The sequence below is a fragment of the Caldisphaera sp. genome (assembly GCF_046536515.1).
GTDB lineage: Archaea > Thermoproteota > Thermoprotei_A > Sulfolobales > Acidilobaceae > Caldisphaera.
Map to the genome: position 1 here is coordinate 1 of NZ_JAWDMQ010000032.1, position 15,798 is coordinate 15,798.

The 15,798-nt window shown below is 32.9% G+C and carries 12 protein-coding genes and 1 pseudogene; 3 read left to right on the forward strand and 10 right to left on the reverse strand.

Annotated elements, in window-relative coordinates:
- Nucleotides 1–458, forward strand: a pseudogene (locus RXO53_RS05560) (hypothetical protein); the annotation flags it as partial.
- 283 nt (nucleotides 459–741) lie between these two features.
- Here the strand turns inward: RXO53_RS05560 and RXO53_RS05565 are convergent.
- The 8 genes from RXO53_RS05565 to RXO53_RS05600 form a co-directional block, all read right to left on the reverse strand.
- Nucleotides 742–2,754: an acetoacetate--CoA ligase gene (locus RXO53_RS05565; protein WP_410713260.1), complete on the reverse strand. Its 2,013-nt coding sequence runs from the start codon at nucleotides 2,752–2,754 to the stop codon at nucleotides 742–744.
- 87 nt (nucleotides 2,755–2,841) lie between these two features.
- Entirely contained in the window at nucleotides 2,842–3,408 is a 567-nt protein-coding gene (locus RXO53_RS05570; protein WP_410713261.1) for an acetone carboxylase subunit gamma, read from the reverse strand.
- Nucleotides 3,405–5,657, reverse strand: coding sequence for a hydantoinase/oxoprolinase family protein (locus RXO53_RS05575; protein ID WP_410713262.1), 2,253 nt, complete (start codon nucleotides 5,655–5,657; stop codon nucleotides 3,405–3,407). Before RXO53_RS05575 ends, RXO53_RS05570 begins: the two co-directional genes overlap by 4 nt.
- A 5-nt stretch (nucleotides 5,658–5,662) precedes the next feature.
- Complete coding sequence (locus RXO53_RS05580) at nucleotides 5,663–8,017, reverse strand: hydantoinase B/oxoprolinase family protein (RefSeq protein WP_410713263.1); 2,355 nt, start codon at nucleotides 8,015–8,017, stop codon at nucleotides 5,663–5,665.
- Nucleotides 8,018–8,280: 263 nt separating this feature from the next.
- Nucleotides 8,281–9,471: an acyl-CoA dehydrogenase family protein gene (locus tag RXO53_RS05585; RefSeq protein ID WP_410713264.1), complete on the reverse strand. Its 1,191-nt coding sequence runs from the start codon at nucleotides 9,469–9,471 to the stop codon at nucleotides 8,281–8,283.
- Nucleotides 9,468–9,968 carry a Zn-ribbon domain-containing OB-fold protein gene (locus RXO53_RS05590; RefSeq protein ID WP_410713265.1) on the reverse strand — a complete coding sequence of 167 codons (501 nt, stop codon included), beginning with the start codon at nucleotides 9,966–9,968 and terminating at the stop codon, nucleotides 9,468–9,470. The genes RXO53_RS05585 and RXO53_RS05590 overlap by 4 nt, the downstream gene beginning before the upstream one ends.
- A 14-nt stretch (nucleotides 9,969–9,982) precedes the next feature.
- Nucleotides 9,983–11,158: a thiolase C-terminal domain-containing protein gene (locus RXO53_RS05595; protein WP_410713266.1), complete on the reverse strand. Its 1,176-nt coding sequence runs from the start codon at nucleotides 11,156–11,158 to the stop codon at nucleotides 9,983–9,985.
- Between the two features lie 6 nt (nucleotides 11,159–11,164).
- Complete coding sequence (locus RXO53_RS05600; protein WP_410713267.1) at nucleotides 11,165–12,334, reverse strand: thiolase family protein; 1,170 nt, start codon at nucleotides 12,332–12,334, stop codon at nucleotides 11,165–11,167.
- Between the two features lie 193 nt (nucleotides 12,335–12,527).
- Between RXO53_RS05600 and RXO53_RS05605 the strand changes: the two genes are divergently transcribed.
- On the forward strand, nucleotides 12,528–13,499 hold the full coding sequence (locus tag RXO53_RS05605; protein ID WP_410713268.1) for an AbrB/MazE/SpoVT family DNA-binding domain-containing protein: 972 nt from the start codon (nucleotides 12,528–12,530) through the stop codon (nucleotides 13,497–13,499).
- Nucleotides 13,500–13,530: 31 nt separating this feature from the next.
- On the opposite strand, the gene merA is transcribed toward RXO53_RS05605, so the two are convergent.
- Both merA and RXO53_RS05615 read right to left on the reverse strand, forming a co-directional pair.
- A complete protein-coding gene (gene merA, locus RXO53_RS05610; protein WP_410713269.1) occupies nucleotides 13,531–14,889 on the reverse strand; it encodes a mercury(II) reductase in 1,359 nt (452 codons plus the stop codon).
- Nucleotide 14,890: 1 nt separating this feature from the next.
- The gene (locus RXO53_RS05615) at nucleotides 14,891–15,064 is read right to left on the reverse strand and encodes a transcriptional regulator (RefSeq protein ID WP_410713270.1); all 174 of its coding nucleotides are present in this window, start codon (nucleotides 15,062–15,064) and stop codon (nucleotides 14,891–14,893) included.
- A gap of 101 nt (nucleotides 15,065–15,165) precedes the next feature.
- Between RXO53_RS05615 and RXO53_RS05620 the strand changes: the two genes are divergently transcribed.
- Nucleotides 15,166–15,522, forward strand: a complete 357-nt coding sequence (locus tag RXO53_RS05620) for an ArsR/SmtB family transcription factor (protein ID WP_410713271.1) — start codon at nucleotides 15,166–15,168, stop codon at nucleotides 15,520–15,522.
- The last annotated feature ends 276 nt before the right edge of the window (nucleotides 15,523–15,798 follow it).

The window sequence follows — 15,798 nt, forward strand, 5'->3', positions numbered from 1 at the left end:
ATTTAAACAGTGATAGGTTGAACGCTGTTGTAATTAACAAAGAGAAGAAAATTATTGCAAAAAGAGCATTTTGGTATTCTGAAGTTGTTTCCCACGGTTTTCCTAAAGGGAAAGCTATGGCTTTGAGGTTAAACGCTCTTTCACAAGCCCTTAATTTCCTATCAAAGGTTGGCGTTGATTATGTAGTATTTGAGGATTTATTTCTAGTTAAGAGGAGGAAGTTTACTAGGAGTAAAAGCGGTAATAGGAAGATAACGCGTTTTGCTAAGAAGCATTTGCTAATTCACGGTGTTATTAAATCTTTAAGGTTGGGTTTTAACGCTGTGTTGGTTAATCCAAAGGGTACTACAAATTCTGAGGAGCATGAAAAGGTGATGAGGAAAAAGGGTTTTGATAGGCATATTGCATCAGCTTACTTAATAGCGTTAAAAGGATTAGAAGTAATTAAAAATAACTAGTAGTTACGTAAACGTATTACAGACCTAGGCTGTAAGAGCTATTTATACCCTATGGAATAATGAACTTAAGCCTGTGGAGAGTAAACTTTCTGTAAACCGTCTTCCACACTACAAAATGGTTCTGCTTATAGAACATCCGCTTTAAGGCGAATCGAGGTTTCTTTAAGAAGCAGGAAATCATCATCGCAAGGTGAGGATGCCTGCCATAAGGAAGTAGTAGTTCGCCTCTTTATAACATTATTTATGAAAAATTATTTATTAAAATCCTCATTAAATTATTTATTTACTCTTCCTTTATATTATCAGCTATTGGTTTACCAGCTTCAATTACTTTGAAAAATGCTTCTGGATTAATCAAATTAGCCAGATTTACTGATTTACTTATATCCCAACCAAGAAGGACTTTCTTTACTGGAACTTCTAGTTTTTTGAAGTTAAAAGTTTGAGGTATATCGGGCACTTGAATAATATAATCTGCAATAAAGTAGGCACCCAGATTTTTCTTTAGATTTTCGTTTATTTTATTTTTTAGCTCTTCGGTTAATTGAACTCCAGGTTTAAGTACAACAAATAAAAGCACTTTCCCTTTAACTTCAACAACAAGGCTGTTTACAACTTCTGGTAATGATTCTACTATCTTATAGAAATCTAGTGTACCCATTCTTACACCTTTTCTCTTAATAGTAGAATCAGATCTGCCAAAAATTATTGCAGTGCCTCTGTCAGTAATCATAATCCAATCTCCTTGCCACCAGACATTCGGAAACATACTAAAATAACTATCTTTATACCACTTATATTCAGGGTCGTTCCAGAAATATATCGGCATTGATGGCATAGGTTTTTCAATAACCATTTCCCCTACTTCATTTATTACTGGTTTGCCTTCATTATTGTATGCTTCTACCTTAACTCCTAACCATCTACATTGCATTTCTCCTTCCCATACTGGTAATATAGGACATCCCCCAACAAATCCTGAAACAACATCTGTTCCTCCGCTAGCTGGATTTAACCATATATTCTCTTTCACGCTTTTATATACCCAATCGAATCCATTTGGAGAGAGGGGGGATCCAGTTGAACCTAATTCTCTCAGCTTGTTTAGTTTGAATTGGGATCCAGGATTTAACCCTAGTTTCATACAAGAATGAATAAATGGAGCACTTGTTCCTAATATTGTTAAAGATTCTTTTTCTGCAACCTCCCATAACGGCTCTAAATTCTTAATCATTGGGCTTCCATCATAAAAGACTGCTGTTGCTCCAGTAAGTAATCCCATTATAACCGTATTCCACATCATCCATGAAGGAGAAGAATACCATAGAAATCTGTCGTTAGAATTTACATCTAAATGCATTGGAGCAGCTTTATTGCCTTCTAATGTTATACCACCATGCGAATGAACTACTGGTTTTGGAATTCCAGTAGTTCCAGAAGTAAATAAAATCCAAAGAGGATGATCAAATGGTAAAGCTTCATACTCTATTTTTTGTTTCTTTTCTTGTATTACTTCATCCCACATATAGATGGGCTTATTTGCATTTATTTTTTCATTGATATTCAAATTAGGTATTAATATAACATTTTTTATTGATGGAACAGATTTTATAATATCTTCAACATCCTGTGTTTTCTTAATATTACTTTCCTTAAAAATATACCCATCTACAGCAATAAGAACTGTCGGCTCAACTAATTTAAATCTATCTATTGCCGCTCTGGCAGCAATCTCAGCTCCTACTGCAACCCACACTGCTCCAATACTTGCTGCAGCAAATAAAGCAACGACACCTTCTGGTACTTGACTTATATATGCTGCAACTCTATCCCCTTTTTTAACTCCAATATTTTTTAACCACGAGGAAAAAGAAGCTACTTGCCTTTCTAATTCATTCCAAGATAATGACTTCCTTAACCCATCTTCTCGTAAATATACTACAGCATCTTCATTTTGTTTTGTCTTTACATATCTAAGAGCATGCTCAGCAAAGTTTAATGTTGCGCCTGTAAACCATTTAGTTTTAGGCATTTCTCCGCTTTCTATTATTTTCTTATATTGAGAATGAGAAATTATCTTTGAAAAGTACCAAATAGATTCCCAAAAATCATCTAAATTTTCTACCGACCATTTCCATAAGTTTTTATAAGCTTCTATGTTACTCTTAGGGTCTTCTGATATTCCAAAATCTTTTTTATAATTAGTTTTTAGCCATTCCGAATATTTCATCATATTAGAATTCTTTATAAAATTTGTTTGTGGCTCCCATAATATTTTAGGCTCAATTCCAGACAATTGCTACCACCAATTATTTTAAAAAAGTAAAACCATATATTTATGGATAAAAATAAATAATTATATAACTTTATAAGTTAGTCCTATTCAAGGATTTATATGTTGCTTTATATATTCATTAGTTAAATCCTTGAATTCCACCTTTTTGCATGGAAACTCTCTTCCAAGCCATTTTTCATAAAATGTTACTATATCTGGAAGATATTCAAATATTGGAGGATAACCCGGCGGAACAGCTTCTACAGCAAGAAGTTTACCACATTTGGGACATATATACTCTCTTATTTCAACCCAATCTGGATCTCCGTGCATAAAATATGGATATAATTCTAGAAATTCCTTTCTTGTCCTTCTAACTCTTACATTAGCAAACACCTTCCAGTTTATCCTAAAATCTCCAAATTCATAACCGCATGCAGCCTTTACTATAGGGGTTCCATCTTTACATACTATAAATAGATGTTTAGATAATGGCATAAGAATTTTCTCTTTCCATGGCACCTTGTTTTGGAAATAAGATATAATAGCATCAAATCTTGTTATAGGGTCTTTCTCTGAGGTAATTACTTTAAAAATTTCTTCATCAGTAGCCTTATCTTCTAATAATCTTTCTAATATTTTTATTGTTTCATTTAATTTATCCGTTGTGCTCATTTATTTTCACCCCCTAAAGAGCTACTTTTTACCTCTTCTAATAAAAAGATCCTATGGTTATCTAAGCGGGTCCTAAAACCAGGTGGAACAACAAATGTTGCTGCAGGCGCTTCAATAATTGAGGGCCCTTCAATTACATTTCCAGGTTTTAATAAACCCATTTCAAATATTTTTGCTGTTACCCATTTATTATCCCAATAAATTTCTCTAGTACCTTTATAACTAGTTTTTGATGGCTCTGTTCCTTCCTCAGGAAAAGTTTTAAGGAATGGTTTAGACATTGACATGTAACCTGTTAAAATTGCTCTGGTTATTACATAACCAAATTCCTTACTTCTTGCTGAACTAGCATAGATTTTTTCAAACAATGAATCAAATTTATTTGAAATATTTACGAGAAATTCTTTTGTTACATCTATCGTGTCTGTAGAAACTTCTATATCATCAAGCATACCTGCATACTGCATTCTAATTCCACCCTTCCATGCAATCTCACCTTTAATGCCGGCTTTTTCGAATTCTTCTTTTATTTCATCCTTAAGTTGAGACCATGCAGCCTTAAGTAGTTCCATTGAATTAGTATATAAAAGCTCCCTTACTGATTCTAGTTCCTCTACACTTAATTTTATATTTAACAACTTGGCAATTCCATTCATCATATCAATAGCTATACCTTTAGGCTCTACGCCTGGTAAAGGAGGAATATATGATTCTAATGATCTTTCAAGCCTTATACCTAAGTCAGATAAAGATGCACCATATGCAGAAAAAGCAGGTGCTAATTCAGGCACCATTACTTTATTAAATCTGAGCCCTTGAGATATTGCTGCTACCATAGAAGGTCCACCCCCACCATATATAACAAAACTAAAAAGTTCGGGTGAGAACCCAAGACCTCTTATTAATGATTCTAAATAAAATTTCATTTCTTCTGTTTGCATCTTGTATATTTCCCATGCCGCATCTATTACATCTATTTTCAGCTCATCTGCTATTTGTTCTTTAATTGAATTAACTGCAATATCTTTATGCAATTTTACTGAACCGCCTAAGAAATAGTCTGGATTCAAATACCCCAATGTCAACATAACATCATTAAGCGTCACATTATTAACCTTACCCTCTGGCCATGACATTCCTATTCTATAGCCAGCACTATCCGGCCCTATATGCAAGGACTTTGTAGTAGGATCTAATCTCACAAAAGAGCCGGTTCCTGCACCTATAGAATCAACCTTGACTGAAGGCACAGCAACTTCATATTTACTTACTAGAGTATAAGGTTCAATAAATGGTTGTTTAGCAACGATAGTAGTTACATCAAATGATGTTCCTCCTATATCTGCACCTACAATGTAATCTAAATTATAAAGATCCGCTAAATACTTTACTCCTGAATTTCCTCCACTTGGGCCAGACTTAACGGTGTGTATAAGTCTTTCAAACGAAGGTGATACAAGTGTTCCATAATTTGTATATACATATAAGGATCCTTTAAAACCTGACTTTCTAAATTCTTGATCCATAAGCTCGAATTGTTTTCTAGAAGGTTCAGCAGCATAAACTTGTATAACCACAGCATTAAGCCTTCTTAATTCACCTAAAATGGGCGCAATTTTATGAGATAAAAATATATTAATAGTTTTATTCATTTCTTTGGCCGTATTTAATGCTATTTCTGCTGCCTTTATCTCATGGGATGGATTAGCCCATGAGTTCAAAAACATAATTATTATATTTGTTACTCCTCTATTGATTAAAGTTTCTACAGATTTTTTAACTTCGTCCTCATATAAAGGAATAGCTTCGGCTCCTGTTACCAATACTCTTTCTCTAACTCCCATTATCAAATTTCTAGGTATTAACGGTTTTGGATGAAAATGAGATATTGCGTGCAATCTTTCTCCATAACTTAGTGTATTCCATGCTTGCCTACTTCTACCCATTTTTAATGTATCTTCAAAGCCAGCTGTAGTTATTATTCCTATTGAACTAAGACCTTTATACTCTAAAATCCTGTTTAACATTATAGTACCAGTATATATAATAATTTTAAGATCTTTCACAGCATCTTCTACAGAAAGATTCCATTTGAATGCTGCATCCTTTAATGAATTAATTATTCCCTTAGCTTCAAACTCAGGAGTTGTCTGTGCTTTTCCTATAACAAAATCACTATCTTCGCTAACCAAAACTGTATCTGACATCGTACCTCCAGTATCTATTGATAATATAACTGGTTTAGGCAATATTATCACCTTCTCTTATCTAATGTAATGTAGTTTATTTGATCTATATTATAACCAATAGATTTCAAATAATTTTTATAATCTTCAATTAACATTTTATTTTTCATTAATACATTATCACGATATTGCTCAATGTTTTCTATTTTAGGTATAAAAGATTCTGGTAATTGCCAGAATTCTTTATATTCATTCCACCATTTAGGCGAAATTATTGCTTGTTCGTTATACATTTTTGCAATTGGTCTGATTAATTTATTAGATAATATTATATTTCTTTCTTCTTTATAAAAATCACTAAATGAAATAGATTTTGAAAGTCTTTGATTTTTAATCTCTTCTCTTAGCTTATCTGAAGCCTCTTTATCAATTTTCCATAAACCATTCCTAAAGTCGTATATTGCTTTTACTCCAAATATTTTCTCCATTATATCTGGAGTGTATATTCCTTCATTTAGATCTTCTTCGCATTTATCATAAGGTCTATCTATTGGATCACCCCAACCAGGAGCTCCATTCTGCTTAAAATAATAAAATTCAAATTCATCCAAAATTCTTGGATAATGAGTTGCATAATCAAGTCTCTCGATAGAAGAATTTATGTATTTTGATAGCATTTCTTCAAATTCTGGTTGAGAAGGGTTATCACCCAGAGGATATTTAAATTTATCCTTAACTAATCCCTCAAAATCAGCATTAATTTTTGCAAGTAAGGTATAAGAAGTTGCATTTGGGTACCCTCCATTAAGACCAGAGGCTACAAATGTTTTACCCATATTAAGATTCTGTAAAATATTATTTTCACTACCATAAAATATTCCTACATGAGCATACCCACTTCCTCCTCTATGCTCTCCATAACCGGCTGAATTAGCCCTTACCCTCCTTGCTAAATAAACGAAACCCCATTGTACTCTTTCCCATTCTTCAACATCGCCTATATCAGCTTCAGGATTCCACATAGCAAAACCATAATCATGGCCATCTCTAACGGCATTAGCACCTAAACCTTGCCCAGCTATTTCAAATGTAGAAATAGGATAATACATTCCTGGAGGATGGCCAGTTCTCCCATTAGTGTAGCCTCCTCCTTGAAGAGCATCAGCAGTCATTCCATAGCCGGTTGCTCCCTCTTCAACTATACCTCTAGAAAAAGAACCATTTGCTACGGCTCTGTATAAAGGAATCATACCTGGTATTAGAAAATACCAAGGCACTTGTCTGGATAAATAGGGATTTGGATCTGATGCCCAACTTTTTTCTGGGAATCTGAAATTGATAGCCTTTACATAACCTTCATTAATTATATCGCTATAACCTATTAGTTGAGTCATAATAACCCAGAAACCTCCCATAAACGGGGATAATCCGCCGTTCCAAGAATATGGTCCAGTGCCCGTACTCCCCTCTATATCAATATGGTATGATCCGTCTTCTCTAATATTAATTTCCATTGAAAGTGGGTGTAACCAATCATCTTTAGCTTGTGGTTGCCATGCTTCCCATATTAAAGGAGAATCAGCAAACGTCACACCTCTATATCTTCCAGGAACTAATCTTTCTTTTGTTCTTTCCATAAAATCTCTTCTTGATCTTTCTATTATTTCTCTAATCAATTGTAAATAATATTCAACTCCATTTTCTTCAACAAATTTTAAAATTTCTCTTTTAGCCATTTCGTTTCCAGCTATTCTGGCTTTTTCATCTAAATCATAATACAGAGGAGTTCTAACACCTCTTCTTGAGCGTTCAAAGTAATGAGGGAACATCTTTCCATCTCTTACTGTTAATTCAGCTTCCATATAAAGTCCATCTTCAAACCTAGAAGTGCTTGTAGTTATATCATGACCAGGTGTATTAGCACCTATATCTACCTGATGCGTTACTGAGCCAACCCATCCTATTAAGGATTTATCATAAAATATTGGAGTAAGTTCATGAACATCTGTTGTATGTACATTACCAATAGCAGGATCATTGCCAACAAACATATCTCCATCTCTAATCCCTGGATTTTCTTCATATCCATTCTTTATCATCCATTTTATATCTTCGCTCATAGTATGTACATGAACTATTATCCCAGTAGATACTACAACAGAATCACCTTCAGGCGTAAAAAGAACCCAACAAGTTTCTCCAATACTTCTTGTTATAGGAGATGCTGCTATATGCGTGGCCATTTCCCTTGAAGTAACCATAATTGATTTAAGGCGGGCTCTATCTCTTTCCCATTTTAATGGATTTTTCTTATATAACGATAAATCTCCACATAATCCATAATAACAACCTGTTGAATTATATAAATTTTCTGATTCTTTTAGAAGCTCAAGAAGAGATTTACCATTAGGACCTATTCCCAATATTAAGACACCTCTTCAATATGTTTTATTTTGAATTATAGCTATAAACCTACATAATTATGTATAAAAATAAAAATTAAAAGGATTTATTTTTATTAAATTTAAATAATGAAAATTAAAAATTTTATAAAACATACATTCTAAAAGCTATGATCCATAGTCTCATATGAAAAGAATATATTTATTTACTTAGACTTTAAATATATGTTAAACTAACTATAGGAAAAAATATAACTATATTTAAAATAATAGCCCTCATGTACTTATAAAAGAAGCTCATTATACAAGATTTTTCCCATAACCCATTTTTGAACTTCATTAGTACCTTCTCCAATTTCAAGTAATTTTGCATCTCTATATATTCTCTCGACATTAGATTCCTTAATATATCCTAATCCACCTAAAATCCTTACCGCATTACCTGCAATTTCATTTGCTGATATCCCAGTAAAAAGTTTTGCAGCCGAGGCCATCCAAATATATCTCATGTCTCCTTTATCTTTCAAATATGCTGCCATATATGCCAAAAGCCTCATAGTTTCTAACCTTACTGCCATATCAACAATTTGAAATCTAACTTCTTCAAATTGATGTATTGGTTTATTAAAAGCCTCTCTTTGAAGACTCCAAGAATAGGCTTCTTCTATAGCTGCAGTAGTTAACCCTAATGCTACTGCCGATGCACCAATCCTACCTTCATCTAACGTGAACATAGCTATCTTAAATCCCTCCCCTTCTTGGCCAAGAATATTATCTTTTGGTACAAAACAGTTATCAAATTTCAGCTCAGCTGTTCCAGTTCCTCTAAATCCCATAGGTTCTAAATGTGAAACTTCCGGACACCCTTCTTTTTTTCTTTCCACAATAAATGCTGTTACTCCTTTATGCCGTTCCTCGAGCTTTCCTGTTCTAGCAAAAACAACTATTATATCAGCATAAGCACCTTGCGTTATATAGGTTTTTCTACCCGTTAATGTATAGCCATCTCTATTTTTTTCTGCTTTTAGCTGTAAAGATGCTGCATCACTACCACAACATGGTTCGGTAAGACCAAAAGCTCCTATAAGTTTTCCTTTAGCAATATCAGGCAAATACTTCTTTTTTTGATCTTCAGTCCCAAAACCAACTATAGGGAATGCTGCTAAACCGCCTTGTACTCCTGTTATTAATGCTATGCTTCCGCTTACTCTAGCAAGCTCCTCCATTGCTATAATAATTCCTATAGAATCTAATTTTGATCCGCCATAATCTTCTGGAATGTTCATACCCAAGAGACCTTGTTCTCCAAGCTTTAACATTAAATCTCTTGGATATTCATTTGTTATATCAATTTTCTTCGAATAAGGAGCCAAATTTTTTTCAGCAAACTCCCTAACACTTTTTCTTAAGATTTTATGTTCATTAGTAAAAAATGGAAGATCGTATTCAAGTATAAAGTAATTAAATGTGCTCATTGATTTACACCTATTGGAGCGAAATATTTTATATCCATAATATTTCCAACCCTATTTTCTGACCAAACGGCCTTAACTCTTATGCCAGGCCTTAGTATTTTCAATGCTTCTTCAGGAGTAGAAAGATTTATCCCTCCAATAAAATGCAACATTGGTTCATCAGCACCATCTAGTTTTACCAGTCCAACCGCATATGGAGGATCTGGAAGGCCGTAGAATTTTCTATAAACTATTATAAAATTAATGAGTACACCTTCATCTTTTACTTCTACCAAATCAGTTGTTTCTACTAAGCATCTTTCACAAAATGCTCTTGGAGGCATTAAAACCCTTTTACATGATGGACATCTTGAACCTACTATCTTTTTATCTTTTAATTTTTTAAAAAATTCTGTTAGCACTTTTCCTGCAGCATATTCAAAATCTATATCCCACTTTCCTGGAAAAACAAATAATCCTGAAACTTCCTTAGGTCCTCTAGGCTGTTCTACGCCCATATATCTACACCTCCCTAATCAGGCGAGCTAGAAAGCACAGATAATGCATGAAATTGAAGAGCCCCTCCCCAAGCATGGGCCAAGGCATGCTGAACGCCTTTAATTTGATGTTCCCCTGCTTTCCCCATTACTTGAAGAGAAGCTTCAGAGAATCTCCAAAGCCCTGTGACGCCTACAGGATTCGAGGATAAAACTCCCCCACTAGGATTTACAGGTAATTGACCATCGAGCTTTGTCACACCTTCATCAAGCAATTTAGTACCTAATCCTGATGGAGCTAAATTAAGCGCTTCATATTCTAATATTTCTTGTATTGAAAAAGCATCATAAAGCTCTAAAACATCAAAGAATTTAAATGGATCTTTAATCCCAGCCTTCTTATATATTCTTCTTGCTAATAATCCTAGGTTGGTCCAGTCTGCTGAATCCCATTTATTCCCAAACCAATAAGTATCTGATAAATAATCCACTGCTTTAATCCACGCATGTGAATCACCAACTCTTTTTGCAACTTTATCTGAAACCATAATAACTGATACGGCTCCATCACTGCTGGGGCATGAATCAGTTAGTTTTATCGGCCAAATTAAATAAGGAGACATCAAAGCCTCTTCTGGGGTCAGTCTAATTTTTATATGATTTACCGGGTTTCTTAGTCCATTAATTCTATTTTTTGATGAGACAATCGCCATATATTCTTCAATTCTTTTATTATATTTAAAATAATAACTACTTGCTTGAAGGGCTCCTACGGCTATAGCTCCTATGCCTAATGGCCTGTCAGTTAATGGATCTACTGCTGTATTAAGAACTTGTTGAGCTTCAACATTTTCACTTACTTTTTGCACTCCCGTTGCCAATACTATATTATACCTGCCAGAAGCTACAAGTGCATGAGCAGCAAGAGCTATTGACATCCCAGTTGTTCCCCCAGTAGTAACTTTTATTATAGGTTTACCTGATCCCCTTCCAGCGCCATATGCAACGCTATCCCATCTTTCTGGCGATGAAATACCATCAAATGGATCCATAGTGCCATAAACTACAGCATCTATATCATCGATCCATATTCCTGCCATATCAAGAGCTTTTTTTGTTGCTTCCCATGCCAAATCAGGATGCGTCGCATCTAATCTACGTCCAAACTTTGTAATTCCTATCCCTGCTACTGCAACTTTCGATGGAGTCATATGATTTCACCTCCTTTCAAGAATTACAACCGAATGTGTTTGACCCATAATTCCAGAAATATATGAATACCCATGAACCAAGGCTGTTTTTATTGAACCATCTATCTGATTAGGACCTGCGTTGCCAATAAGTTGTAAATACGCCTCATATGTTTTTAATAATCCTCCAGCTGGATAAGGATCAGTAGAAAGTGACCCTCCACTCTTGTTAACAATAATTGAAGAATCTGGACCAATGTCTCCAGATGAAATAAGTTGCCACGAGCTTCCTATCTTAGATAAGCCAAGAGCTTCAATTTCCATCATATAATGCGCAGGGGTAACATCAGAAATCTCATAAAAACTAATATCTTTTAAAGGATTAAATATTTTTGCCTCTAAGTATGCTTCTCTAGCTGCTTTAGCCAATGGAAGAATTATTGGGAATTGCTTGCTTAGCCCAAAATAATAAGAATCTGTATACCATCTTATAGATTTTATTGCTACTGTTGCATCTAGCATACGTTCTCTAGCTGCAGGCTCATTACCTACAAGTAATGCAACTGCACCTCTGGATCTAGGTGGTATCATATTTTTTCTAAGCGGCCATACAACATAATCATCTTTTGTTATCTCCTCTTTATCTAAGCTTTTCCTAATATGAGCTCTTGGGTTATTCATAGCTGCTTTTCTATCATTAATTAAAATTGTAGATGCTAAATCATCCCATTTGGCCATTAATTTGAATTGGTTCAAATAAGTAGTTGCTTGCAAGGCAAATTGTGCTATATAATCAATCCCTATAGGTCTATAAATAAATGGATCAAGTGTTTGCAAAGAAACTAAAGATTGATCTACTTCCTGCGTTGCATAACTAACTACAAGGCCTAGCTCTCCCTCATACGACCTTATAAGAGAATCTGCATATGCAAGAGCTAAAGTTCCATCATCTGAAACTCTAGATTCATATTTTAAAAAACCTCCTGAAGACATTCCACTATACATATTAGATATCATTCTACCATCAATCAAATCATAGCTTGAAAGAATTACAAAATCTATATCTTTAGGATCTATGGAATTATTATTCAAAACACATCTTACCGCTTTAAATGGAATCATATAAAATGTGTCTTTTCTTGAATCAGGATCCTCCATTTGAGTTACGCAACCACCTAATATCATAGTTTGGCTCAATAATATCACCTTGACCCTTGCAGGGGATTCTCGAAATAATCATTAATTATTGGCTATAATATTTTTAGATAGTAACAGATACAAACATAAGCTTAAATACCAAATTCTTCGTAAATATTTGTTTATAGTTTAATTAAAAATTTTCATAAACAAATAAGGCTTTTCATTCTGATTATATATTATGGTGGGTATATTGCAGGATTCATTATTTGATACAAGTGATTATATTAGAAAAATAATTAAAGTAGGGCCTAAATCCATGGCCATTGTTTTACCAAAAGAATGGATAAACAAAAATTCATTAAATCCCGGAGAATCTGTAATTCTAAAGATTCATAACAATAATTTGATTATATCCCCAACAAAAAATATAGATAACAAAGTAAACAATAAGTTTGAAATTGATATTAATAGATCCTTTAAAGATGGTGTTGATATTAATTCTGTGATATTATGTGGACTAATAAAAGGTATGAGTGGTGTTTTATTTAAGAATGCAAATGAAGATTCGATTAATATTTTGAAAACTTATGGATATTTATTAGATATAGACACAAACGAGAGTTATACTAATATCAGATTCATAATAAATGATTTAGTCTATGATGAAGAATTACTTCTTAAACATATGCTTAGTGTAATAGTTCAATTAATAGATTCAATATCAAAATATATGCAAGAAAGAGAACCTCTCGATAATGCAATTAATATAGCATCGATAGAAATAAAGAAATATGGCTATATTTTAGCTAGAAAACTTTTAACAAGCTATAAGGATTCGCAACCAGAATCTATTATAGAGTTTTCAACAGGGCTTGTGCTAGGGTTAATAAGTGAGCTACTCCTAGTAGATGTTATTTCTTTAAAAAATGAAGAAATAGACCCCAGAGGTTCCATCATATTAAATATTATATTTAATAAAATTGAACAAGTTCTTCAAGAAGCTATAGGAGGTCTAATTTATAGGAGCTCTTCCAGATCCAAAAAAGCAAAAATTTTGTTAGAAAATCTAAAGAAAACCATGAAAAGTGTTAGACTATATTCTTCTATATCAGATATAACCTTAATAGAACAAATAGCAAGGCTTGATGCAATAGTTAGACTCATCAATAAGCTGGTAGACATGAGCCTATGCAACACTATAGAATCTATTTCTTCTAGATAATAAAAATGATTTATTTGTAGACTTTAAAAATTCAAATACAACAGCTCATTTTGTTTATATCACCATAGAAAGCTAAAGAAGCTAGTCTAATTGATTCACTCATAGTAGGAAAAACATGAATCGTATCTATTATATCATCAACCGTAGACCTCATTCTAATAGCCAGAGCTGCTTCATTTATTATTTCAGCACCGTTTTTTGCAACTAAATGAACTCCAAGAATTTTTCTATTTTCTTTATTAATTATCATTTTAATAAAACCTTCCTCTTCATTCAAAATACCAGCTTTAGGAACATCTCTCATTCTAATTAACCTAGATTCTATTTTATAATATCTTGAAGCAATATTTTCTGTTAAACCAACCATAGATACATTGGGTTCTATAAATACCGTTTGAGGTACACTCAGCATATCTATTTTTTTATGAACATTATTAATTGCATTTTCAACTGCTATCGTACCTTGTCTTCCAGCTAATGGTTCTAACATTTTTTCGCCAATAACATCGCCTGCTGCAAAAATATTGCTATTACTTGTTCTTAATTCGTCATCGACTTTGATTCCATTATTTTCATTCAATACTACATTAGCTGATTTTAAGTTTAAATCATCAGTGTTTGGCTTTCTACCAGTTGCTATCAATATTTCATCTGCAATTATTTCACCTTTGTTGGTAATAATAATTTTTCCTTCATTAACCTTCTTAACTTCTTTTACAATTACATTTGTAATAACTGAAATGCCTTCTCCTTCAAGGATTTTTCTTGCCTCTAAAGATATTTCTGGCTCCCAATTTGGCAATAATAATGGTGTGTACTCTAACAAAGCAACATCTACTCCAAGTCTTCTATATAGTTGTGCAAATTCTAACCCTAAAGGACCCCCACCTAAAATTACTAAAGAATCTATCCTATTTGGCGGAGAAAGAGCTTCAATATTTGTCCAATAACCTGTTTCATTAATTCCCTTTATATTAGGTATTTTTGGCGATGATCCAGTTGCTATTATAAATTTTTTACCTTCAATAACTAAATTATTAACCTTAATTTCTCTTTCTGAAATAAAATGAGCTTTTCCTTCAATTAGCTCAACATCGTAATAAGATATTACATCTTCATATTTAGTTTTTCTCATCTCATTGACTAAATTTTCCTTTTCTTTAAATGAATCAAAATAAGGAGGAAAATCATCTTTTTTAAAAATTTTTCTTAATTTTGCATAGTTTTCTGCAATACTAATTAATTTTTTAGATGGAACACAGCCAACATTAATGCATGTTCCCCCTATTGGCCCGTAACCTATTAATACGGGCTTTATTCCTAGTTCGTTAGCTTTTATCAATGCAGCAAATCCTGCTGCTCCATAACCTATTATTATAAGATCTTTCACTTTATTTACCCCTCATTTTTCCCTCAAAATCATCAGCACAATGAGAGCAACAAAAATAATGCAATTCGCTTCCTATTTTCCTTACATAAACATCTTCTGGAGTCAAAGCTTTCCCACAATTCTCACACGCTTTTCCTTTGAGATCAGAATTATCAATTCTTAAGTTCATTTTCATATATTTCACCAAATGTATAAAAGAATGAGAATTAATAAATTCACATATGAATAAATGTTCATATATAGATTTATAAATCTCCTGTTTTTTATTAAAAATAGATGATAAATATGTTAACTAATAAGACTAATAATGAACCATTAATATCAGAAATGGGATCATTTTTTACAGCTTTAGCTGACAAGACTAGACTTGAGATTGTTTTATTTTTAATTAAAAGCGGAGAATCATCAGTTCAAGACATCGCAAATAATTTAGGTAAATCGCAATCGTTAATATCACACCACCTCTCATGCCTGAAGAATTGCGGCGTAGTAAATGTGGTTAAAAAAGGAAAATTCTCAATATACGCTATAAATAACAAAGAAGTTATAGAAATAATAAATTTGGCTATAAACCATGTAAGCTCTTATAGCAAATCAATATTATCATGCGATGTGTTAAAAAAAAGAAAATAACAAAATCAATGAAAACAATTATTAGTTTATAATCTTATTTCAATAAAAAACTCTTATTATTTAATCATTTAAGATAATCTCTATTTGAAATTTTGAATTTAATAAAGTTATTTTTTATTTACATGTCGATTATAAAAACATATACCGATAGCTTTGCAAGTTAAGTCATAATGTATTCTAAATAGTATAAAGTTATTAATCCTTACTTCTAAATAGTTTATTTTGGGTGTGAACTGTGGGAAAAGAATTAAGTTACGATCTTTCTGTTCTTTTATC